The following is a 23,929-nucleotide window of genomic DNA, read 5'->3' as shown; positions in this document are numbered from 1 at the left end:
ATGGTGGGGATTTAGAGCAAGTGCGCATGGTTATTTAGAGCAAGGGGGATTTATGCTACTCTGCTGCGCTTTCTTTTATGGTGTTCTGCTGCTGATTTAAACCGCCTTTAAGGTGCGAATTTCAGGCAGGGCCACAAATATCCATAACCTATTTACGATTGCCTTATTTTTATGGGAGTACCCGTATGGCTCTGGATCAGGATCAGATTCGTGATATCGCTGCGTTGTCGCGTTTGCAGATTGATGAAGCACAAATCAGCGATTATCAGAAAAACCTGAGCAATATTCTCGATTTGGTAGACCAGTTAGCTGCCGTCGATACCTCAGACGTTGAGCCAATGGCTCACCCGCTGGACGCAGTACAGCGCCTGCGCGCCGACGTTGTGACCGAAACCAACGAGCGCGAACACTTCCAGAAAGTGGCACCCCAGGTGGCTGAAGGCCACTACATTGTGCCTAAAGTTGTTGAATGATCAGCGAAGGAATATTGAGATATGCATAACAAAACCATTGCTGAGATTTCCCGCGAGTTAGCGGCGGGTGAATATTCCAGTGTTGAAATCACTCAGGATTTATTAGGCCGGATTAAAGACAAAGACGGCGACTACAACAGCTTTATTACCGTCACCGAAGAACAGGCACTGGCACAAGCCAAAGCCGCCGACGAACGTCGTGCCGCAGGTAATGCTGAAGCCTGGACTGGTGTGCCGATGGCTCACAAAGATATTTTCTGCACCGAAGGGGTATTAACCACCTGTGCCTCGAAAATGCTGAGCAATTTTGAAGCGCCTTACGATTCCACCGTGGCCGACAACTTTAATAAAGCCGGTGCGGTGTGTTTGGGTAAAACCAATATGGATGAATTCGCCATGGGCTCATCCAACGAAAGCTCGTATTACGGTGCGGTGAAAAACCCGTGGGATACGGATCGTGTTCCGGGTGGCTCTTCCGGTGGTTCGGCAGCAGCGGTTGCTGCACGTTTGGTTCCGGGTGCCACGGCAACCGATACCGGTGGTTCGATTCGCCAGCCAGCAGCACTGTGTGGCATCACTGGTCTGAAGCCAACTTATGGCCGTGTTTCCCGTTACGGTATGATCGCGTTTGCTTCGAGCCTGGATCAGGCCGGCACCATGACCCGTACCGCCGAAGACTCCGCCATGATGATGAATGTGATGGCGAGCTACGATAACAAAGACTCAACTTGCGTTGATCACGAGATTCCGGATTACACTGCGACGCTGAATGATTCGTTAGAAGGTATGACGGTTGGCCTGCCGACTGAATATTTCCGCGATGATTTATCGCCGGAAATGCAGCAGCAGGTAATGAACGCCATTAAAGAATACGAAAACCAGGGCGTGAAGGTAAAAGAGATTTCTTTACCCAATACCCACCTGGCGGTTCCTGCGTATTACATTGTTGCTCCGGCAGAATGTTCGGCCAACCTGTCTCGTATGGATGGCGTTCGTTTTGGTTACCGCTGTGAAGATCCAAAAGACATTAACGACCTTTACGTTCGCTCCCGTGGCGAAGGTTTTGGTGACGAAGTTAAGCGCCGCATTATGGTTGGCACCTACGCGCTGTCGGCTGGTTTCTACGACGCTTACTACAAAAAAGCACAACAGGTTCGTCGTTTAATTAAAAACGATTTTGTTGAAGCCTTTAAAGACGTCGACATGATCATGAGCCCGGTAACCCCAACACCTGCGTTTAAAGCCGGTGAAAAAGGTGACGACCCAGTGGCCATGTATCTGGAAGATATTTTCACCATCGCATTAAACCTGGCGGGTCTGCCGGGTATGTCGATCCCATGTGGTCAGGTGGGTGTTGAAGGTGGAAAGGATTTACCGGTTGGCCTGCAGTTAATTGGTAATTATTTCGACGAAGCCCGTCTGTTAAATGCTGGCCATAAATTCCAGCAAGCAACCGACTGGCATTTAAAAACACCGGCTGGCGTATAGAAGGAGGCGGAAATGACTTTATATACAGGGGAATGGGAAGTTGTAATCGGCCTTGAGATTCACGCTCAGTTGTCGACCAAATCCAAAATTTTCTCTGGCTCAAGCACTGCATATGGTGCCGAAGCCAACACTCAGGCCAACGCTGTTGATCTGGGTTTACCGGGTGTTTTACCGGTATTTAACGAAGAAGCACTGCGTATGGCGGTGAAATTCGGTTTAGCGATTGATGCGGAGATTGGTAAAAAATCCGTGTTCGACCGTAAAAACTATTTCTACCCGGATTCGCCAAAAGGTTATCAGACCACTCAGCTGCACCACCCAATTGTCGGCATGGGCCATATCGATATTGAGCTGGATGATGGCGAAACGCGCAGAATTAATGTAACTCGTGCACACTTGGAAGAAGATGCCGGTAAATCAGTACACGAAGGTTTCGACGGATTTTCGGGTATCGATTTAAACCGTGCCGGTACGCCGTTAATCGAAATTGTATCTGAGCCGGAATTACGTTCTGCCAAAGAAGCCGCGGCCTATTTCCGTAAAATGCATAGCATCGTGACCTACTTAGGTGTGTGTGACGGCGATCTGTCGCAGGGCTCTATGCGTTGTGACTGTAACGTATCGCTGCGTCCGAAAGGCCAGGAAGAATTCGGTACCCGTACTGAAATTAAAAACGTGAACTCGTTCCGTAACGTTGAGCGTGCGATTGAAGTTGAAATCGAACGTCAGATGGAAGTACTGGAAGACGGCGGCGTGATCGTTCAGGAAACTCGCCTGTACGATGCCGATAAAAACGAAACCCGTTCCATGCGCTCGAAAGAAGTCGCGAACGACTACCGCTATTTCCCGTGCCCGGATTTATTGCCGGTTATTATCGACGATAACTACATCGAAGCGGTACGTGAAACTCTGCCGGAATTACCGGATGCCAAACGTGCTCGTTTTGTGAAAGACCACGGCTTAAGCGCAACCGACGCGGCTGTGATTGCGTCTAATCGCGACCTAGCTCACTACTTCGAAGATGCGGCGAAAATCGCTAACGATTACAAGCTGGCGGCCAACTGGGTGCAAGCTGATGTATCGGCTGCATTGAATCGTCTGGAAATCGATGTCACTGAGCTGGCAGTTAATGCCGAACAGCTTGGTCGTATTCTGGTATTAATTAAAGACAACACCCTGAATAACGGTGGCGCGAAAGAAGTCTTTAATGCACTGCTTGAAGGCAAGGGCGACGACGTTGATGCGTTGGTCGATTCACTGGGCCTGAAGCAGGTGTCTGACACTGGCGCGATCGAATCCATTGTTGAACAGGTATTAGCGGATAACGCTAAGCTGGTGGAAACCTACCTTGCCACACCGGAAGAAAAACGTGGCAAAGCGATGGGGCCATTTATTGGTGCTACCCGTAAAGCGGCGAAAGGTGTTAACCCGCAGGTGGTGATGGAAGTTCTGAAGAAGAAGCTTTCTGAGCTGGGTTAATAGCCGGTCTTTTGTGGAAGTTAAAACGCCCAATTAGTGATAACTAGTTGGGCGTTTTTATTGCTATAGATTTTTATCGATAGTTCAATATAATCTAGAGATAAATAAAAAAGCAACGGAATGCCCTATGCTACGTATCCTCACTCTCTTCGTTTTACACGTATTTTTTTATCAATTTGCCTGTGCTGATACAAACCTGAAAGAAGACTCTTTCTATGTTGAATATGCGCAGCATTCACCTACGGGGGGAACCCTAAAATTCCAGCCTTACAGCCGATATTTATTGATTTCCTCAGATATCTCTATTCCGATCGAATATCGTGACTCAGAAGCATTTCATCTTGCTGCGCCTCAAAGCTGGAGCTGGGGGCAGCCCGAGAATCTGCAAACGAGAAAAGTGCGTATAGGTGATTCTGGTTCATGGACTGGGCTTAATATCCTAGCTGGTGATTTTAATGGTGATGGTCGACAGGATCTATTAGCCAGAAGTAATTTGAGCGGAGCGAAAGCGTTTGTTATTTATGGCGACGCAGGCCCTAGACCTACTAGAGTTGCTTATTTAGCAACAAGTGAGCTTGCGGGTAATATAACGATTGAAGATCTTGACGGTGACGGTAAAGATGAAATTGGTGTGCTGGCTAATGATGGAGTTGTCAAAGAGGTTTTAGACATCGGCCAGAGCGGTAGTTCCCTAATTGTTACGCATAATTTAGATATTGATTATCGACAACTAACAGTCGGTAAATATATTGGTTATGCACCAAGGCCTGGTAATGTTGTTTCTACGAATCGGCTTAAATATAATATAAACCCATTAAATGGTTTACTCTCTTTGTCATTACCAATTCGTTTGCCTCAAGAAAATATTTCTTTTCTTGACTTAGCTTTATATTCAAATAGTTCTTCATCAATGGGTGTATTTGGTAGTGGTTGGAGCTCAACTTTTCATCGAGAAATTTCCCCCTGTATTGGTTATGGGTCTAGTGTTCGTACTTATTGTTTAAATGGCAGAGATTTAGTCTTAACTGGCGAGGAAAATAATTCTTCTGCCTTATCAGGTGTATATAAAATATACAAGTACAAATCCTCCTCTATAGATGAAATAACAACATTCAAATATGATCGTGATGGTCATGTATTCTATGAATATCGAGGTGATGGAACTCAGGTTGTTTATGGTTCTGTAAATACTGGAGCTTCGCGAGGCGAATATTATAAGATAAAAGAAATTAAAGATGCGAAAAGCAATCAAAATGTTGTGTTTTCTTATACAGCTAAAGGCTTGTTGGATAATGTCAGTTACGGGTCTGGGAATAATAAAATAATTGTGAAGTTTGAATATAGTAATAAAAATTCTTTTTCGCAATTTAGGGTTGCTGATTCAAAGCCATTCGAGGAGAACGTAAAGCTAGTTACTAAAATATCTATAGGTAAAGGAAATGATGTTTTAGGTAACTATTACTTAAGATATGAGATGAAAGGCTCTCCGCGAATTTCTGATGTTCAATATTGTGCAACAATTAGTGATTCTAGCAGATGCGAAAAACCATATGTTATTTCATCAGGATCTACGCCTTTTATTACCGATGAGATTCTTGATAACACATATGTATCTGAAGCTCAATTTGTTCATGGTGCTTTATATACAAAAAATGATACTTGGGATCAGGGTGTTACAGGAAATGTATATCTTAAATATTCTGAAAAATTACAAGAGGAATCTTACCGTGTTGTCGAAAGAAATTTATCCTCTGCTGATACGATTACATATGATGTAGGAGATTTCAATCATGCTACAGGATCTGGTGACGGAAAATATCAAGCAATAAATCCAATTTATGTTAACAGTAAGGTTGAAGCAACGTATGCTGCATTAACTGGTAAAGTAACAGGAACAGGTTGCTTTTCGATTGATGGTAATGTGGGATGCAACTTGTCAACAAAAGCAGGTATTGCATTAACCTCAAGAGAAGATGCTGATTTTTCTTTAAGCTCAAAATTCGAAGAATTCACTTATTTAGGTAGTTTTGAAGATGCCGTATTACCGATTGATGTAGATTTGAACAAAGATGGTTTGTCAGAGGTTATAGGGATTTCTGCGTTTTATTATTATAATAATTATCATCTGGGTGTTGATGTGTTATCCAACCAGGCAGATAAAGGTACTTCAGTGAGAGCTTTTCATTTTGACCCAGATGGTAATGGCCGGGGTCGATCTCGGGAATTTCCAGGGGTTTGGATATCGTCATATGATGATATTGAGATCGATGCTACGGCTGTTCTTGATTTAGATGGAGATGGTAATTTAGAGATATTGGTTCGCTATGATGCTAAGAATGGCAGTCCTGAATATAGATTAAAAAAATATTATCATATCGAATTTGATCAGATAACTCGTCAACCAGTAATTAGTATTTTAGAAAATGAATCAGATTTGTTTTTCGATCAATCTATATGGATGGATGTTAATGGTGATGGTTTGTCCGATTTAGTAAGGGCCTCTCCTGAGGGCTTGCAAGTGATGACTTTATCACATGGTCAACATTTAGATAATAAGTATAAGTTACATTTTTTTTCTAGTTCAAATTTAAGTGATATTAAAACACAGTGGTATCGTAAGAACGATGCCGACTTTTCCAATGTAGTGCCATTTGATTCTAATCTTGATGGTCTTCAGGATTTAATCGTACTTAATCAAGATGGCAGTCGCGCTAATATTTACATATCGGGAGGGGATGATTTTTATTTGGATGGTGAGCTGTCTGATAAATTTAATATAAAATCAAAAAATATTGATGGTATTAAAATATCTGATTTCGACAGGGATGGAAGAACGGAAATTGTTGAGTGGTTACCTTCGGGTCATGTTCGATTAATTGAACTATCTAATATGGTAGGAAAAATTATCTCAGCGAAATTTGGTAACGATGAAATTTTATCTGCAAAATATGATGATTTCCATGGTGATCTAACACTGCCTATGCTTCCTCCCTTGAATCGTCAGGATTTGTTAGAGAATAAAGTTTCTGAGCTAGTTGTTAATGAGGGAGTTTTAGGTTCTCTGAAAAAAGAGTATTTATATGAAAATGTTAAATTTTCTGACGTTTGGAATTTTTCATCTTTCACCAAAAGCACAGTTACTGATTATAGACTAGGTCGAGAAGGTAATGTTCGACTAAGTGAAAATATTTATGAAGATAAAAGCTATGATAGTGATCGAAATGTAGTTGTTACTGATATCAGCGTGACGAATTATAAAATTGATAGTGAAATATCAGGGCAGAATTATAATTATAAAGCTTATTCAGCAACTCCATATGTTAGAGAAATTATAGAGGGTAATAGGAATAAAAGGTATATAGATTATAAAATCAGAGAGAAATTTTACTCAGGTTCTTATGTTGGAAATGATCCAAACAATCCAGTTAGAGAGGTCTATACATTAGTCGATAATCTTGGCAGATTATATGAAAGTACTATTACAAACTCTGATTATATAAAATATTATAAGCCAGAATATGAAAGCTTATCTTATCCTGCTTTTGTCACATCAACGACAGAAAGAGTGATTCGTCAAAGAGCAGGGCTTAATTACAGGGAAAATTGTGATGATGAGGAGCTAATAACAAAATGTGTAGAAGTCGACCATTCTTATACTTTATGGAGACCCTCAGGTAGTAGTCATGAAGTACCATTAATACATACTGATACATCTGGTGCTTTAGGGAAAAAAATAACAAACTCTTATCTTACTGACTCATTTCGCTATCTTTCTTCACAAGAAATTGAAGATATAAATACTGGCGAAAAAAGAAAAACTATTTACCGGTTGTACAAAAATGGTCATCCTACCGAGATACAACATGAAGCATTACAAAAATATGATAGCTATCAATACACACCTTTTGGTCTTGTATCACAATCTGATTTAGCAACAGGAAAAGTAACTTCAATAGAATATGACTTGTTTGGTCGAAGCACTAAGATTACTGATAATGTTGAAGGTATAACTGATATAGCTTATCAAGCATGCAGTAGCTCATTATGTCCTGATGGGGCTTATATGAGAGTTCTGTCTTCATCCGATGGTCAGGCGGATGTGACCACTTATTTAGATATTCATGGAGAAGCTATTGGTTCAGCACGGCAAACCGTAAATGGATATGCGTACACTTTTAGTAAGTTTGATGAAAAAGGTCGAGTAAAATCAGTCTTCTCAGATGTATCATCATTATTGAGTACAACTTCGACAAATTATCAATATCAAACAGATGGAGAAGTTAAAAGGATATCCGTTATCGCAGGGTCGAGTGAGCAGGGAATAACTACTAAAACTGAAACTTATAGCTACGAAGCATATACGATACCAGAACCCCTGAAGGACAAACTCGATACGTTAGAATCGCTGATTAAAATAACGAAAACAGAATCTTTTGTTCCACACTCTGCGTCAGGTGTAAATGTATCTGGACTGAGTAGGAGTTGGGTGTCCTTAGTGGGGGTGGGCTCCAAAAAAATATATGCAGAAGACTTGAACGTTGGTGGGAATAAAGTCTCTGGGCGTTTTTACAACTATAATGGCAATGGAGATACTACTGATATCACCATTTATGGAGACCATGCACCTTCTATTGCAGGAGCTGCAATGGTTGACAATAAATATATATATCAGCAGGAATACGATATAGCAGGCAATATCATAACCTCCTCTCGTCCAGGAAGAGGAGATATTAAATATCAGTACAATGCCTTTGGTGAACAAACTAAGGTCACAACAGCTGATGGCCATGCTATTGAATCCGGCTACGATGCTTTAGGCCGTATGAAGTATCGTGTATTTAAAAATAGCTCAGATATTACAGAAAAAGCCTATGTTTGGAATTACGATGCCCAGCGTTCAGGATTAATTGACTCGATTGAACAGGTGTTAGATAGCACAGTTCCAGCAGACTTATCTGAGGCTACGTCTAAAGCCGTTTTGGAAAATTTTACTTATAAACCAAGTCTTCCATTGGTGAATAAACATACTAAGAAAATTGATGGAAATCAGTTTGGTTTGACTTATAGCTATGATAATTATGGCCGTGTCTCAGGTGAACTTTATGATAGTGGTTATGGCTACACGTACCTGTATCAGAATGGGCAACGTTCCAAAGTAACGGATACCACCGGTAAGGTTATCTGGGAATTAATGGATACTGATCGTCGTGACCGACCAACACAAAAACGTTATCTAAATGGTAAATTTATTTATGATCAGGAGTTTGAAGATCATACGAACCATATGATTTATCGGGAGCTCAGAAAAGCGAATGGCAACGTAACGTTGGATGGGGAAAGTTTATATTACGATCCGTTTGGAGACTTGCGGATTAAAGCAGGCTTGCTGGAGCAGCAAGAAACAGTCAACAACGATGCGTTGACTATGAGTTATACCAACAAGGGCCAGCTTGAGTCAGTAACAGATAGTTCTGACTCCCCGATTCAGGGTAGAAATTTTTCCTATGACGACTTTGGTAATTTCAACTATAAAGATGTTAGTTTAAATACTTATCAGTATAAAAATTATAGTGGAAATTATAATGGTTGGATTAACTCTTATAGCAGGCCTGATGGTATAAGTGACTCCCCTACTTACTCTGGTCAGGTAAATTACCCATTAACCGGTAATACCTCAGTTATTGCTGGCTACAGTATTCAATACAATTCACTGGGGCAGCCAACAACAGTATCTAAAGCTGGTACATCAATAGACTTTAATTATGGCCCGGCTGACGAGCTGCAATCCATCGATTACGGCGATCGTAAAGTAATTCGTTGGAATGGTGTTGAAAAGATAATTGAAGGTGATTCCTCGTATTATCGTTACCGTCGCAATGCCGCCATTACCTTGCGTGGAGACAAAACTGGCTACTATATGGCCCATGTCGATCACTTGGGGTCAATCCGTTCGGTGTGGGATGAAAACGGCAACTCTTATGGCAAACAAACCTTTGATGCTTACGGGCGTAAGGTTCATTCACAAGACGCAGATAAGTTATTAGAGATTACAGACTCTGGTTACACTGGACACTTGATGATTGATGGCACACCATTTATTCATATGAATGCGCGTTTGTACGATGCCGGTGCGGGTATCTTTACGTCGGTTGATCCGGTATTTGCGGATATGTATCGTACCGGTGGATTGAATGCCTATGGCTATGTGTATGGCAATCCGTTTAGTTTTGTTGATCCGACAGGGATGAATGGAATTAGAGGGAAAGATGCTGCTATAGCTGGACTGGGTGTTGCTGGCAATAGCTTTGGCTTATATGCGGGCTATTTGATAACTGTCGGAGTTCCTTATGTGGGATGGGTTGTGGGGCCTGTAATAATAGCTAAGTCTGGGTACGGTCTAGGAACGAATAGTTACGAGTTAGGTAATGCAACAGTAGCTGAGCTAGCTTTCGATGGTGCTGAGCAGTATCGAATTCCAGATACTCATTCGTCCTTATTCCGCCTTACTGCAACACAAACAAATATATTGGGTTCAAACCTGAGTACGGAATCTAAGATTGCTATTGCTGATGGAGCTGAACTTTTGACTGACTTCGCTATTGGAAAGCTTCCAGCGCCTAAGGGGGGAAGTGGGAGTTTATACACTGAGACTAGCTACCCATTTTCTCATACGAACGCAGTGATAGAGATGAAAACTCCTATGATTAATTTTGGTGATGAATTTGCTAGAAACAATGCAAATATATCTCAGCTTGCAAATCAAACTTTGATTCTACAAGGCTTTCAGTATGGTACTCAAAATCAGGATGTTGCAAATGATTTTGGACGTCAATTAGCTGAGGACGCATTGCGCTCTATTTCGGTGAGCTATTAAAATGAGGTGGAATGGTTATGTTCTAATAATTTCACAGTGGTTACTGTTAATACTGTGTTTTAGTACTGAAGGCCTTCATTTATTCACTCAAATTTATTACATGCTATTTTACTTGTTAGGCATGGTGTGGATAGAGGCGCAATGTAGAAGTGTTGTTTTTCGTTATAAGAAGAAACGGTACATTTTTACGTTCGCCGTTGTCCTCTATACACCGATTGTTCTTAGTATACTGTTGCTACTATATAAACTTTTCTTGGGGCTCGGGAAGCTTACGGCATAATGCTCAGTGCATCGCAGTAGAACCGATCACTCTATAACAGCACACCGTGCAAATCACCCCAGCGCCACCACGTGGTGGCGCTGGGGAAATTGATCACTCCTGCTCCTCCTTGTTGAACGCTTCTGCTGTTATTTCCTGCTCAGTCTGCTGTTTGGTGTAACGTATGAATCACTTCTGTTATGGAGATGGGATCGGTTTCTCTAACCTACTTTCGATAAATGATTCTGGACTGTGCTGACCTTCCAACTCAAATCCCCCATAATACTTCTCCAAGGCCAATCAATATCAATGAAAGGAACCGAACCATCATGGGACTGTTTCCAGAAGAAAACCTGAATTCACACTTTTTCTCGCGCCACGACGCCAACGAGTTATTGGGCAGTGCCTCGCCGCATGGTTTCTATCTGGATGATCAGGACTGGCCCAGTGTCGAACATTACTTCCAGGCGATGCAGTTTGATAATCCGGGCTTTCAGGAAAAAATCCGCCATACAAAAACCGCCGAAGATGCAATTAAGTTCACCAAGTGGCGCTTCTGGCAGCGCCGTAAAGATTGGAAACAGCGGCGTCAGGTGCTGATGACCCGAGCAATGTACACTAAATGCAAGGCTCACCTAGAGGTTGCTGCTGCATTATTGGATAGCGGTGATCAAACTCTGGTGGAAAACAGTATGTACGATTATTTCTGGGGTTGTGGACGGGATCGTCGTGGTCAAAACCAGTTCGGTAAAATTCTGATGAATGTGCGGGAAAAATTACAGCAAGAAACCAGCGAAAGCTAATATCTTTGGATCTTAAGTCACCTCTGAATTATTCAGGGGTGACTTAGCTTTCACTGGCTGATAGAGCTCTGGCAATAAACGCGACTGTGGTTACTCCGCAACCGGAACCTGAAACTTCCAGAGTACCTTACCGATATTGCGGTCAATCATATAAAAGCCGGATTTTTCTCCAGATACATATCCTTCAATTAATAATCTATCGTCCACAATATGATGGTGATACCGACTGCGCCTCGCCCCAGCCCGGTTAAGCTCTGGGTTGATTAAATGAATATCGCGAATTTCCCATTTCAGACTGCCATCCCAGTTTAACATCTGAAGATATGATTTAGAGTTTTCGCCTAAATGATCAAAGGCATGTAAAAATAAACCATCTTTGTTGTAATTTATGATTTTAAGATCGAGGTAATCCTGTTTCCGCTGTACTCGATTTTTCCAGTTTTTTCGTGGATAAAATTCGATTCTTTTAATTTCTCCTGATGTATGTGTTATCCGGAAATTAAAAGGAACATTATCTCTTTCATTACGCACCGCTTCTGCTCTACTCAAATCTTCTTCGCGCAGATGGTCATAATCAGATAGGGTATGGCTCTCGGTGTTTAACCAAAACTCTTGGCCGTTATTCAGCAGGATTCGGAAGCTGACCTTTTGATTTTTCATGATTATGTGTGAGTCATTTAGCTGTTTATATGACAGCTTCTGATCATACAATGCCATATATTCTTCAAAATTAATTCTCTGCGTTTCTGAGTTTTTAAGATCGGTTCGCCAGATACTGGTTAGCTTATTATCAAGTGTGTACATAAACCCGTGCAGAATGTAGCTGGTATAGTCATCTTCTGATGGCAGTGAAAATAACCCTTTCTTATCCATTGGGAGTGTCTGAGTTTCAATGAACATTTGTTGCTGCTGGACGTCATAAACACTAATGGCGAGCAGCTCTTTCTCATTGGTAACTTGGTTGTTCCATATTTGTCTGGGATTAATCTTATGCGTTTTATAAGAAACCCATAGCGGATCTCCGGATTCTGATAGCATCAGATGTCCTTCCATCGAATATTTTGCCGTAAAGTTCTGTGCTTTCAGGTACATCGACTCGTCAAGAAAAATACCATCACCAATATCTGGCCGAATGTCGATTTTGTATTTGATATGCAACGCATGAAAACCCATCAAAAGAGCAATCAGCAGCAACATACCTGCTCTGATTTTTAACGTTGTGATGGTGTAGTACAGTGTCTTTGCCGTAGAGTGATAACCATGTTTAGCGAGAACACTTTTTACATGCTTGAACTTTGCCACCTGTCCGAGTGGTACAAGTGCAATCAATGCGGCTGTAATGAGTCCCGGAATCATTAACAGAATAACCGTCACATTACTGAGTTCCTTAAGGCCATTCTCATAGGCCATGACATAGTAGTCCCGGGTAGAGGAGGAACCTGAGGACGTCATATAGCGATAGCTGTCAGAAGCGAATGCCTGAGCGTTATACAGATATTCCAGAAAATAACTGACCGCAGAAGGCATAAAGTTATATGAAACGGGAAGGGCGACCGACAGATATATAACAATAACGAACAAGGTGCCGAGTAAGGTTTCCTTGTTGTATTCCAATTTTTCCAGTTCGAAGTCTGACTTTTTCACGCTAAATCCTTTTCCTGCTTAGTGATTATCCTGGATGGCCTTGAGAATGGCTTTTACATGTTTGTCTTTAAGTGCAGCTGCTTCGGCACTGATATGGACATTATCGCTTGGAGGCTGATGCATAGCTTCAGTTAATATCTTCTCTAAATCGATATCGGATTGACCTGATGAAATAACCTTGCCATTAAGAGTAACGGTTGTGTTGGAATGGGTTGTGCCGTTACTGCTATGGAATTCAAAGAAACGAGCATCTTCCGGGTTATTTGCCTGACAACAGATACCAACGTTATCTCCGATATTCAGAGTTGAAAACCGGACAGGTTCATCCGAGTCGATATCATGTGGGCCACTGATTCTGTTGGCGTCGCTGAGCAGAAAATCGCGATCAAGATAGCGGATAGTGTACTGAGTTTCGTTATTCCATTCTCTGATATCCTGAATAGTGCCAACCGTCTGATCAGAATAATGATGCAGTGCAAAGATAAAATTTGTTGGGTTATCACTGGATTTATGACTTTTAAAAATAAATGCGAATGCAACGAGTGAGATCGCTATTAAGCCGTAGGGAATTAAATTGTGGCTAGGACTCAGACTATCGTCCCACGGTAGGGTATGAAGTTGCTCAAAGCCAATCAGAACGGGTAGTAGTGCGAGAAAATAGACAAGAGACTGCTGATGAAGAGGATGTATTGTCATTGACAACTCCGTATGTCATTTGCTGATAGTGGTGTCAGCTTTGGGGGCGATACTTTGCCTTTTGAATCGGCAAGAATCAACCCCGCATCGCCAGCACACATCGTTAATACCAGAGCGTCAACACCAGAGCATCAATGACGGAGAGGAATACCTATGACTTTAAAATCGGGCGCAGGTCTTCGAGCTTATCAAATAAATGCCAGATATATTGATCGGTACCGTTTTCCCGGTGGGGATGTAAATCGGCCAGCGCCGGGTCATTACGATAACTGTCAAACGCTTCTTTTGATTCCCATTCCACCAACAGCATCACGGTGCGAGGGGTGATATCTCCTTGAACACTTTCACGGAATTTTCCGGCAGAGAGTAATTTGCCACCGTGAGTTTCTACTTCCGTTTGTGAGCGGCGGGCATAAGCCAGGTATTCTTCTTTATCCGAAACATTAAACAGATTCAGTGCAAAAACCGACATAATAAACTCCAGAATATTTTTATTGTTCGCAATCTGCGTCGTGATCAGACGCGTTTCGACTGCCAATATTCATACCCTAAAAACAGCAGCATGGCTACTCCGGTTGGAGGAAATAAAACACCGGTCAGTAACAACCAAAAAGCCGCTGTCTTTGGCATTCCCTGTTTAGCCGGGATGGTTGGTGTTGTCAGCGACGGCTTTTGATTTTTTCCTTCTACTACTGCTCCTTTTTTTCCGGTACGGCGCTTAAACCATAGCACCAGGCTCGCAAGTGAAGAAAAAGCCAGTAATACACATGCCAGTGTGTTCAGCCATAAATTCCAGCTGAATACCTGGCCTTTATGCAAGGCGATACCCGCTGCCATGGATTTCGCCACCGGGTTGTAATCCTGCCAGCTAATATCTGCTAATACCTGACCAGAGTATTGATCAATATGTACGGTGCGATCTTTACGTGGGTCAACCACATCACCACTGGTGGTCACCGACATCAGGGTATACACCCCGCTTGGGGTCTGCGGTAATGCAACCCGGAAATAATCAAAGCCCAGCTGTTGGCCCTGCTGCATAATCTGTTCGAGTGGCAAGGGGATTATCTTTTCTCGCTGGTACTGCGATTTGGCTTGCGATTTTGTTTGAAGTTGAGACTGGGGCACGGCAGCCAGTTCCAGATTCCACGCCACTTCTTCGTTATTTTCCGTATTGAGTTGAGCGTGGTTTATTTGAGCGTAGTTTATTTGAGGGTTGTCAGCGACTACTGAAACTGGGTCCGATTGCCAGCTGCTGGCGCGTTTTTCCGTAGGAAAGCTGCTCCACGGTTGTACTAACTGCTGCCCCCAGATACCTGTCCAGGCCATGCCGGTTAATACAAAAAATACCAGAATAACAGATAGCCAGATGCCTAAAGATGCATGGATGGATTTCCAGCTGCTGCGGCTTAAGTTGCCGTGTTTATTTTTTGAAAAGCGCCATCCCAGCCAATGTTTGATGGCGTAGAATTTTTTAGTTTGGGCTGTTGATCGATTTTTTTTCGGCCAATAAAGATAAATCCCAGTGATTAATAATAATAACGAGAACCCTGCAGATAGCTCGATTAACGCATCGCCGAGCTTGCCTAAATTTTGCTCACCAACCTTAACCTTGCTTAACATCAGGGTGCCGTGAATATCATCGGCAATCGAATACCAGGTATCCCGGGCGCTGAGCTGGCCAAGAATTTCTCCGGAATAAGGGTTAAGAAAAATAATTTGAGTCGGTGTGCGGCGCGAAACAATTTTAAACCGGGCTGAGCGGTCTGCTGTCTGAGGCGGTTGATACTGACGCACCCGGAAACCCGGGTACGCAGCTTTAACAATATCCAGTTGTTGTGTTGCGGTTAACGGCTTATTTAACGGCATTGCCGATTTATTGGCATCAACCTGAACCAGGTGTGGATATTGCCATTGCTCGATTTGTGGATAAAACATCATCACCAAACCCGTGATGGTTAACATCAACATAAAAGGTAAGACGTACAAACCCGCAAAAAAATGCCAGCGCCATAAAGTTTGATGTTGATGTTTTTTCATGTTTTATCGTTTATTGGTCATACATAAATAATGTGAAATCAGATTAAAAGCGGTAACCACCAGACAGAATCATAGTGCGTCCCGGATACGGGTGATGCACATAGGCTTCCTCATCCAACAGGTTGTCGATACCTAACGATAACGTTGCCTGATGGGTGACCTGCCAGTTGGCTTTTACATCCACAAAGGTGTACGCATCAATGGCACCAAAAACATTACTTTCGGTGTCACTGTTATCCAGCGTGTTATAGCTGTTGCTGACCCGACGCACATGGCTGTTTAAATCCACTTGTGGTAAGGCATGCCAGGTCACAATCAGATTATTTTGCCATTCAGGAATCCGTGGGAATTGTTCCCCTTTGGATTCGGGCACGCGTGAATTGCGGGCAATTCGGGCGTCGGTATAACTGGTATTAAAAATGACATCAATGGTTGGGTGGAACAAGCCATGAATATCGTAAGTCAGTTCGGCACCTTTGGTATTCACCTGCTCAATATTGAGGAAGGTACTGCGACGATTCACAATGCGCTGATTAAAGATGGTGTCCTGTACCCGGTCGTAAAACAGGTTAATGGTCAGCTCAGCATTATCAAATTGTTTGCTCAGATTCAGGTTCTGATGAATGCCTTGTTCCGGTTTTAAATCGGCATTGGCGATATTTTGCGTCAGCGTAATATCAACATTGTTATATAACTCTTCAACAATCGGGAAGCGGGTTGCTTTGGCTAAGGAATAACGAGTGCTCCAGCCAGGGGCAAATTCCCAACCGATAGCAAATTTAGGCGACCAGGCATGTTCTTTACGATCCGGATGCTGACCTTCCCGACGGAAGCCATTCATCGCCCGCCACTGTTCATAACGCACACCCACATTCACATCCCAGTGAGGAGCAACACGCCATTGGTATTGGCTGAATAATGCCTGAGTCTCGGTATCACCGCCGGAATCCGGCTTGCTGCTCTGCGGTTCATTATTGGCCGGGTTATAGCTGCCGGTATTAATCTGTAATTTGTATAAATCGTAATGGTAACCCGCACTCAGACTCATATCGGCACGATCAAATAACCGATCGGTAGCCAGTTTGGTATCCAGTGTTTGCCAACCAGAACCTTTAAATTCCTGAATGTTTTCTGAGCCATCAAACGCCGGGTCGCTGGGCTTGCGTGAGGTGCGAATGCGTTCGTCGGTCAGAATACTGAACTGGCTGATATCAACCTTGGCGTACCAGTTGTCAGTTAACGGGGCAGTAATGCCGGTGCCTAACCATAAGCTGTTACGATCCTGGCGGCTGTCGCCAAAGCGAGAGCGTGAATCGGTGGCAAAAAATGCCGTGCCATCCTGAATATAATGGCCGCCATATTGGGTGTCGCCGTTAGCATCTCTGAGGAAACTGCGGGTATCGGTGGTGTCGTTTTCACGCTGTTCATAAGCGATGGTGTTACGCCACTCAAAGCCATCGTTCTGATAAACCGCTTTCAGCTTGTATAAATCGGTGCTGCTGTCGACGACGCCGGAATCACCGTAAATAATAACCTCATCACCAAACGCATCTTTTTGACGCAAACCACCGGTTACCGCGGTTGGATTTTCATCAGTGCTGTCGCTGCTGGCAAATAAGGTTTGTGGCTGGCCTTCATTTTCCAGATGGTTATAAAAACCAAATAAAGACCAATTACCAATTTTATCGGCGTAAGAAGCAAAGAAGCGGCCACCATTTAACGATTCATCACGGCCATTAATATCGTAATCCTGCTTGAATAACGCACCGTTAACGGTAATTTCGCGTTTTTGTGGTGTTTTGGTGGTCAGGTTAATAACCCCGCCCATGGCATTGCCAGCATACTCTGCCGAAAACGGGCCATAAATCACTTCCAGTTTTTCCAGCTCGTTAGGCGCAACAACCGACCAGCGTGGCGCGCCAGAAAAGCGGGTCTGTAAGTGATAGTGCAGCGGCATGCCATCGGCAAACACTAATGAGCGGGTGGACTGAAACATATTGCTGCCACGAATACCCAGTGTTGGGTTTGGGTCACCAATATAGCGTTTGCGTACAATCACATTCGGCTGTGACTTCAGAGCGTCTTCGACGGTGGTGATATTCAGTGCCTTCAGTTGCTCGGCACTCATTTCGTTGCTGGGTGCCATATCCTGACGATCCAGCGGTGTGTGTGTGCTCTCAACCGCAACGTGGCTCAATACAACAGGAGCCTGCGCAACGCTATCGGAAGTGGCGGCATGGCTTGTAGAAGCCGCTGAAATGGAAGCAACGGCAATAAATAAAGGATTCAGGCGGGGCATAATGACAACTTCTGTTAGTATACTGCGGCGCATTTTACGGTAATGGCTGATGCCCGTGAATGTGACAGGTTGTCGCATCTTGTGCCACCTTTCTAATAATCATCCGCGCCATAACGTCATAAAGGAGCTGTGATGGAGTTTGTTGAGTGTGTGTCTTTTATTCTGATTCATGATGGCCGTGTTTTGCTGGAAAAACGCCGCGCCGATAAAGCATTTGATGCGGCGATGGTGATGGTGCCCGGTGGGCATGCAGAATATGGAGAAGAACACCTGCAAACGCTGGCGCGTGAATTAATGGAAGAATTAAGCCTGGAAGCGGAGTCTGCCGGTTATGTGTGCTCATTGATTCATACCGCTGAGTCGGAGCACGAAACCGAAGTGCAACGCCTGCATTATTATCTGGTGACGGAATGGCAGGGTGATATTGATGCACTGGAAGCCGAATTTGTATTCTGGCAACCGCTGAGCGAACTGGATGTGCTGGAGATTCAACCGGATCGTATTGCGATTGCAGAAGCGCAGCGGCTGTACTTATCCTGAGCCTTTTTAATCATTAGCTTGTAACGTTTTAATTCGTCCGGTTTTAACTTACTGAGCAAGCTGCTAATATGCCGCTCACTTTCAGGTGCCTGAAGCTGTCATCGTTATTTCAGTGGTTCAGGATAATCGGGAAACAGGTAAGGCCGCTTTCTGCAGTTAAAGATTTTTCTATAGCTAAAAAGTGTTGTGCTATTCCTGTACTGCCCCCGCAACGGTATGGAAAAACCGTCCAAACGGTTTGGCCTTCAGCCACTGTCTGATGATGTGCATGACACATAATTGGATGGGAAGGCTGGCCCTCAATGTTGATCAGCCATTATGTTGAACAATGTTGAGTTCTGAGTCCGGAGACCGGCCTGGAGTAAACCAGATTTCAGGCGGGGTGACCTGAGCGAATGGTATTCAGTCTGCTTAGTTAAGCGCTTGTTATCGGTGGCGTCTGATCGACGTACGATACGCGTCAGCTGTTTCCTCGTGTCTGCCCGCCTGCTCTCTTTTATTGAGGAGATTTAAGGTGTTTTCTGCAGTTTCTCTTAACATCATGCACCAGATTACCGGCTTGTTGCTGCAACCCGTGGTATGGGCGTTATTGTTTTTTCTGTTGTTAGCTTTATACGAAACCGGGCTGGCATTGGGGGAGCGCTTTGGTGGTATTCAGCGCTTATTACAGCGTGGTGATCAGGCGTTATTAATGGAAGTGGGTAAACGCCGGATCGAACGTGCGGATTTAATTACCCGTATTGCGCCGATGCTGGGCCTGATGGGCACCTTAATTCCACTCGGCCCCGGACTGGCAGCATTAGGCGATGGCGAATTAACGATATTAACCACTGCAATTACCGTCGCGTTTGATACCACGGTGATTGGTTTATTAGCCGGTATTTTAGGGTTTGTATTAGGGCGGGTACGCCGTCGCTGGTACGACAAAGCCATGGCGCAATTAACGGGTGATGCGTGATGAGTGATCGTTGGCGCGCGTCCTCCTTTGATGCTCAGGATGATGAACCACTCGGCCCGCTGGCCAACCTGGTCGATATTATGCTGGTTTTTGCTTGTGGCTTAATCGCGGCATTGGTCGCAGTGAGCCCGGAATTAAAACAACATTTTAAATTAGAGAGTGATATGAAGCTGGAGCGCAGTCAGGAATTAACTGATATTCCTGAATCGTTACGTCAGCAATTAGAGCGTGGTGAAGCTGAGGGTTATCAATCAATGGGGCAGGTTTATAAAGACCCCAAAACCGGAAAACTGATCTTAATTGGTCAATAAATCAAACGATTCATCGTTAATTTTTAGCAGAGAAAGTGTATGACAATCAATCAACGTACTCCATTATTTATGGCAGTGGCGCTGGCCTCTTTGTGGTCTTCATCCAGCTATGCGGCGGGTATTAATTCCAGTGTCGATGAAGCGCAATTATCGAACCTGACTGTCTCCAGTCAGGCGCAAGTGGGGAATGCTGTGTCGGCTTCGATGGGTACCGTGGTCGCGGAGCAAATTGAACAACGCCCGATCAGCCGTGCTGGAGAAGTGTTAGAAACAGTGCCGGGTTTAATCGTTACCCAACATAGTGGTGAAGGCAAAGCGAACCAGTATTTCTTACGCGGTTTTAATCTGGATCATGGTACTGACTTTGCGACCTTTATTGATGGTATGCCGGTGAATATGCGTACTCATGGTCATGGCCAGGGTTATACCGATATTAACTTTTTAATTCCGGAATTGGTTGAGTCACTGGATTATAAAAAAGGCCCGTATTACGCCAGTGAGGGTGACTTTGCCAATGCCGGTGCCGTGCGTATTCATACCCGCCAGCGCTTGAATAAAAACCTGCTGAAAATTGGTCTGGGTGAATACGGTTATCAACGCGTTTTAGTAGCAGGCAGCAGCGAACTGAATAACGGTGATGAACTGGTTGCTGCATTAGACACCAGCCGTTACGACGGCCCGTGGGAAGTTGAGCAGGAGCAGGAAAAATATTCTGGCCTGATCAAATATTCATTTGGTAACAGCATTAACGGTGGTGCGATCACTGCCATGGCGTATCAGAATGACTGGACCGCCACCGAACAATTACCTGAGCGTTATATTAATGAATTAAATGGCGATCGTTTTGATTCATTAGATGATGATACCGGTGGTAAAACCCATCGTCGTAGCCTGAGTTATGAAGGCTGGAACGATTTTGGCGGACGTGAGTTAAAAACCAACGCTTACCTGATTGATTACGGCCTGACGCTGTATAACAACTTCACCTATGCCATTGATCAGGATAATGGCGATGAATTCCGTCAGCATGACGAGCGTAAAATCTTAGGCGGCTCTGCGTTGCTGGATTTATACAACGGCGAGAAAACCCAATGGCAGGCGGGGATGGATTTACGTCACGATCGTATCTCCGATGTGGGTTTGTCGGGCAGTCAAAACCGCGATATTTATGAGCGCCGTGTGCGTCACCGGGTGGAAGAAACCGGCTTCGGTTTATTTGTACAGAATAACCACCAATGGAGCAGCAAGTTGCGCACACAAATTGGTGCGCGCTTCGATTATATTTCGGCGATTGTTAAAAACCGGCTGGAAAATAACGACAGCAGTGGCGAAAGTGATACTCAGGTGAGCCCAAAATTCAGCCTGATTTATCAACTGGCAGCACAGACTCAGGTATTTGCTAACTATGGTCAGGGCTATCACTCGAACGACGCCCGTGGCTTTGCTGAGCAAGATGCAACACCGCTGGTTCAGAGTGAAGGCGCTGACCTTGGGTTACAGACACAACTGACGAATGACCTGCAACTGGCGGTATCGCTCTGGTGGCTGACACTGGATTCCGAATTATTGTTTGTTGGTGATGAAGGCAGCACCGAAGCATCGGATAAATCCGAGCGTCGTGGTGTTGAAGCCAGTGTGTTCTGGCAGCCACAACCCTGGTTGATTCTGGATTCGGATCTGGCCTTTAGTCGTGCTCGCTTAAAACCAAAAGGTGAAAAAGAGCAGCATATTCCGGGTGCCATTGAGCAGGTATTCAGCCTGGGCATGACCATTGATGGTTTAGGCGATTGGAATGCCGGTTTACGCCTGCGTCACTTCGGTAAATTTGCATTAAATGAAGACAACAGTCGTAAAGCGGATGCCGTGACGCTATTAAATGCGCAAGCGAATTATCAGGTTACGCCAGCAGTACAGTTAGGGTTAGAGTTGATTAACCTGACTGATGAAGAAGGGAATGACATCACCTATTTGTACGAATCGCGTTTACCGGGAGAAGACGTGCCAGCTGGTGCTGAAGGTATCGAAGATGAACACTTCCACCCGGTTGAGCCGCGTATGGTGCGCGCTAACCTGACGTATGAGTTCTGATATCAGCGAAAATATAACAAGCTAAGCCATAACCATCGACAAAAAAGGCCGCTCTGATTTATGCAGAGCGGCCTTTTTTTGGCCCGGGTTTTTGGCTTTTGTTTTTGTTGCTCATGATTTGGCATTAGTAATATCGTTATTAATAACCCTTTGTTAAAAGTGGTTATTTTCATAAGTAAACCTTCATCACGTTTTTTTATGTTAAAGGTTGTAATGAGAATCTTTATCATTATAGTTGTGCCCGGAAAATGATAACCAAGGCAGGAAGCCTGACTTTGCAACCATGTAGCTGCTTGACCTGAATATAAGGAAAGCCTGCATGTTAAACACCACGAAAAACTTTCTGTTTAAAAAAACGAGTAGTTGGGGAAAATCCCGAAAGAAAAACCGGGAATATATTTTTAATGACCACAACCTGAATCGCTACGAACGGGATGTTCGTAAAGGCCTTGATCTGGTACGTCAGGCAATCACTGAAAAAGAGCAGCCTTTTTCCGGAATTTTACCGGAAGAGTTAATTGCTTCGTTTCGTGACATTAATCTGGATCTGCCATTAAAAAAAACCGATGAAGCACTGGCTGAACTACGTCAGGTCTATCTGAAAGATGCCGTGTATTTTCATCACCCAAGATACGTTGCCCATTTAAATTGTCCGGTGGTGTACCCGGCAATTATGGCCGAGTTAATTCTGTCGTCGATTAATTCGTCGGTGGATACCTGGGATCAGAGTGCCGGAGCCACACTGATTGAACAGAAACTGGTGGACTGGACACGCGAACAGATCAGTTTGCCGGCTGCGGGTGATGGTATTTTTACCAGTGGTGGTACTCAATCTAATTTAATGGCGATGCTGTTAGCTCGCGATTATTACTGTGATACGTATTTAAACGGCCATTCTGTTAAAGAAAACGGGCTGCCTGAGTGTGCTGCTAAGTTCCGTATCTTTACCTCTAAACTGAGTCACTTCAGTGTTCAGAAATCCGCTGCATTATTAGGACTGGGTTATGAGTCGGTGGTCGGTGTTGATTATGACGAACATTACCGCATGGACGCAGCTGCTCTGGCTTACGAAGTTGCTAAAGCCCAGCAGACGGGCCTGATACCGATTGCTGTGGTTGCAACAACCGGTACCACAGATTTTGGCAGTATTGACCCGATTCATAAAATTGCAGACCTGTGTCAGCAGCACAATATCTGGTTCCATGCCGACGCTGCTTATGGTTGTGGTTTATTGGTCTCTGAGAAACATGGCGATAAATTACAGGGTATTGAACGAGCAGACTCGGTTACGGTGGATTACCACAAATCATTTTTCCAACCGGTGAGTTGTGGTGCATTTTTTGTGCGTAATGCTCATACGCTCAGTTATGTGACACACCATGCTGAATACCTGAATCCTCTGAGTGCCAAGCTCGAAGGTACACCAAATCTGGTTAACAAAAGCCTGCAAACAACCCGTCGCTTTGATGCCCTTAAACTGTGGCTGACATTGCGCATTATGGGCGCGAAACGTATCGGCAGTATGTTTGATGAAGTGATACAGCGGGCGACGGAAACGTACGAGCTGTTTGCCGGAGATGGCAATATTGATGTGCTGCATCAGCCGGAAATCAGCACGCTGGTTTTTCGTTTTCACCCGGCTCACAACCACTTTGAAGATCATCAGGTACCGGATGAGTTGATTGACCGCTGTAATGAGTCCATTCGCAAGGCTATTTTCCGCAGTGGTAAAGCAGTGATTGCCGGAACCAAGGTAGCGGGTCGCAGCTATCTGAAATTCACTTTATTAAATCCGGAAACCAGTCTGCAGGATATTGAGGCAGTGCTGGCCATGATTAAACACGAAGGCCAGGCTTTTTTTGCACAAAATTATCAGGATATGGCCGTCGCCTCAGAGCTGATTACAGCCAATCAATCCGGAAAACCAACAGAAACCAAGCCGCAACGTATTGCGGTTTAACCAGAAATTCACAGGAA

Annotated in this window: 15 protein-coding genes and 1 riboswitch; of the genes, 10 read left to right on the top strand and 5 right to left on the bottom strand. The window is 44.1% G+C overall.

Annotated elements, in window-relative coordinates; translation table 11 throughout:
• The first annotated feature begins 185 nt into the window (after positions 1 to 185).
• The 5 genes from gatC (at position 186) to ACO05E_RS06330 (ending at position 11,376) form a co-directional block, all read left to right on the top strand.
• Positions 186 to 473, top strand: a complete 288-nt coding sequence (gene gatC, locus ACO05E_RS06350) for an Asp-tRNA(Asn)/Glu-tRNA(Gln) amidotransferase subunit GatC (RefSeq protein ID WP_419812144.1) — start codon at positions 186 to 188, stop codon at positions 471 to 473.
• Between the two features lie 21 nt (positions 474 to 494).
• Positions 495 to 1,961, top strand: coding sequence for an Asp-tRNA(Asn)/Glu-tRNA(Gln) amidotransferase subunit GatA (gene gatA, locus ACO05E_RS06345; RefSeq protein ID WP_419812143.1), 1,467 nt, complete (start codon positions 495 to 497; stop codon positions 1,959 to 1,961).
• A gap of 12 nt (positions 1,962 to 1,973) precedes the next feature.
• Positions 1,974 to 3,440: an Asp-tRNA(Asn)/Glu-tRNA(Gln) amidotransferase subunit GatB gene (gatB, locus tag ACO05E_RS06340; RefSeq protein ID WP_419812142.1), complete on the top strand. Its 1,467-nt coding sequence runs from the start codon at positions 1,974 to 1,976 to the stop codon at positions 3,438 to 3,440.
• Between the two features lie 127 nt (positions 3,441 to 3,567).
• The gene (locus ACO05E_RS06335) at positions 3,568 to 10,314 is read left to right on the top strand and encodes an FG-GAP-like repeat-containing protein (protein ID WP_419812141.1); all 6,747 of its coding nucleotides are present in this window, start codon (positions 3,568 to 3,570) and stop codon (positions 10,312 to 10,314) included.
• 588 nt (positions 10,315 to 10,902) lie between these two features.
• Positions 10,903 to 11,376, top strand: a complete 474-nt coding sequence (locus tag ACO05E_RS06330) for an NADAR family protein (RefSeq protein WP_419812140.1) — start codon at positions 10,903 to 10,905, stop codon at positions 11,374 to 11,376.
• 90 nt (positions 11,377 to 11,466) lie between these two features.
• On the opposite strand, the gene ACO05E_RS06325 is transcribed toward ACO05E_RS06330, so the two are convergent.
• The 5 genes from ACO05E_RS06325 to ACO05E_RS06305 all read right to left on the bottom strand — a co-directional run bounded on the left by ACO05E_RS06325 (position 11,467) and on the right by ACO05E_RS06305 (position 18,133).
• Positions 11,467 to 13,020: a hypothetical protein gene (locus ACO05E_RS06325; RefSeq protein WP_419812139.1), complete on the bottom strand. Its 1,554-nt coding sequence runs from the start codon at positions 13,018 to 13,020 to the stop codon at positions 11,467 to 11,469.
• Positions 13,021 to 13,038: 18 nt separating this feature from the next.
• Positions 13,039 to 13,716, bottom strand: a complete 678-nt coding sequence (locus ACO05E_RS06320) for a hypothetical protein (RefSeq protein ID WP_419812138.1) — start codon at positions 13,714 to 13,716, stop codon at positions 13,039 to 13,041.
• Between the two features lie 151 nt (positions 13,717 to 13,867).
• The gene (locus ACO05E_RS06315) at positions 13,868 to 14,188 is read right to left on the bottom strand and encodes a DUF1330 domain-containing protein (protein ID WP_419812137.1); all 321 of its coding nucleotides are present in this window, start codon (positions 14,186 to 14,188) and stop codon (positions 13,868 to 13,870) included.
• Positions 14,189 to 14,232: 44 nt separating this feature from the next.
• Entirely contained in the window at positions 14,233 to 15,756 is a 1,524-nt protein-coding gene (locus ACO05E_RS06310) for a PepSY-associated TM helix domain-containing protein (protein ID WP_419812136.1), read from the bottom strand.
• A gap of 43 nt (positions 15,757 to 15,799) precedes the next feature.
• Positions 15,800 to 18,133 carry a TonB-dependent receptor gene (locus ACO05E_RS06305; protein WP_419812135.1) on the bottom strand — a complete coding sequence of 778 codons (2,334 nt, stop codon included), beginning with the start codon at positions 18,131 to 18,133 and terminating at the stop codon, positions 15,800 to 15,802.
• Positions 18,134 to 18,187: 54 nt separating this feature from the next.
• Between ACO05E_RS06305 and ACO05E_RS06300 the strand changes: the two genes are divergently transcribed.
• The 5 genes from ACO05E_RS06300 (at position 18,188) to ACO05E_RS06280 (ending at position 23,912) form a co-directional block, all read left to right on the top strand.
• Positions 18,188 to 18,595, top strand: coding sequence for an NUDIX domain-containing protein (locus ACO05E_RS06300; RefSeq protein WP_419812134.1), 408 nt, complete (start codon positions 18,188 to 18,190; stop codon positions 18,593 to 18,595).
• A gap of 66 nt (positions 18,596 to 18,661) precedes the next feature.
• A riboswitch (cobalamin riboswitch) is annotated at positions 18,662 to 18,969 on the top strand.
• A gap of 140 nt (positions 18,970 to 19,109) precedes the next feature.
• Positions 19,110 to 19,553, top strand: coding sequence for a MotA/TolQ/ExbB proton channel family protein (locus tag ACO05E_RS06295; protein WP_419812133.1), 444 nt, complete (start codon positions 19,110 to 19,112; stop codon positions 19,551 to 19,553).
• On the top strand, positions 19,553 to 19,864 hold the full coding sequence (locus ACO05E_RS06290) for a DUF2149 domain-containing protein (RefSeq protein WP_419812132.1): 312 nt from the start codon (positions 19,553 to 19,555) through the stop codon (positions 19,862 to 19,864). Before ACO05E_RS06295 ends, ACO05E_RS06290 begins: the two co-directional genes overlap by 1 nt.
• Before the next feature lie 39 nt (positions 19,865 to 19,903).
• Positions 19,904 to 21,952 (top strand): TonB-dependent receptor, encoded by a 2,049-nt coding sequence (locus tag ACO05E_RS06285; protein ID WP_419812131.1) that lies wholly within the window; start codon positions 19,904 to 19,906, stop codon positions 21,950 to 21,952.
• A gap of 319 nt (positions 21,953 to 22,271) precedes the next feature.
• Positions 22,272 to 23,912: a pyridoxal phosphate-dependent decarboxylase family protein gene (locus ACO05E_RS06280; RefSeq protein WP_419812130.1), complete on the top strand. Its 1,641-nt coding sequence runs from the start codon at positions 22,272 to 22,274 to the stop codon at positions 23,910 to 23,912.
• Positions 23,913 to 23,929 lie beyond the last annotated feature (17 nt).

Source organism: Bacterioplanoides sp. (genome assembly GCF_965226395.1).
Lineage (GTDB): Bacteria > Pseudomonadota > Gammaproteobacteria > Pseudomonadales > Oceanobacteraceae > Bacterioplanoides.
The sequence above is the reverse complement of the archived record's forward strand: the minus strand, read 5'-3'. Positions and strand labels throughout refer to the sequence as shown.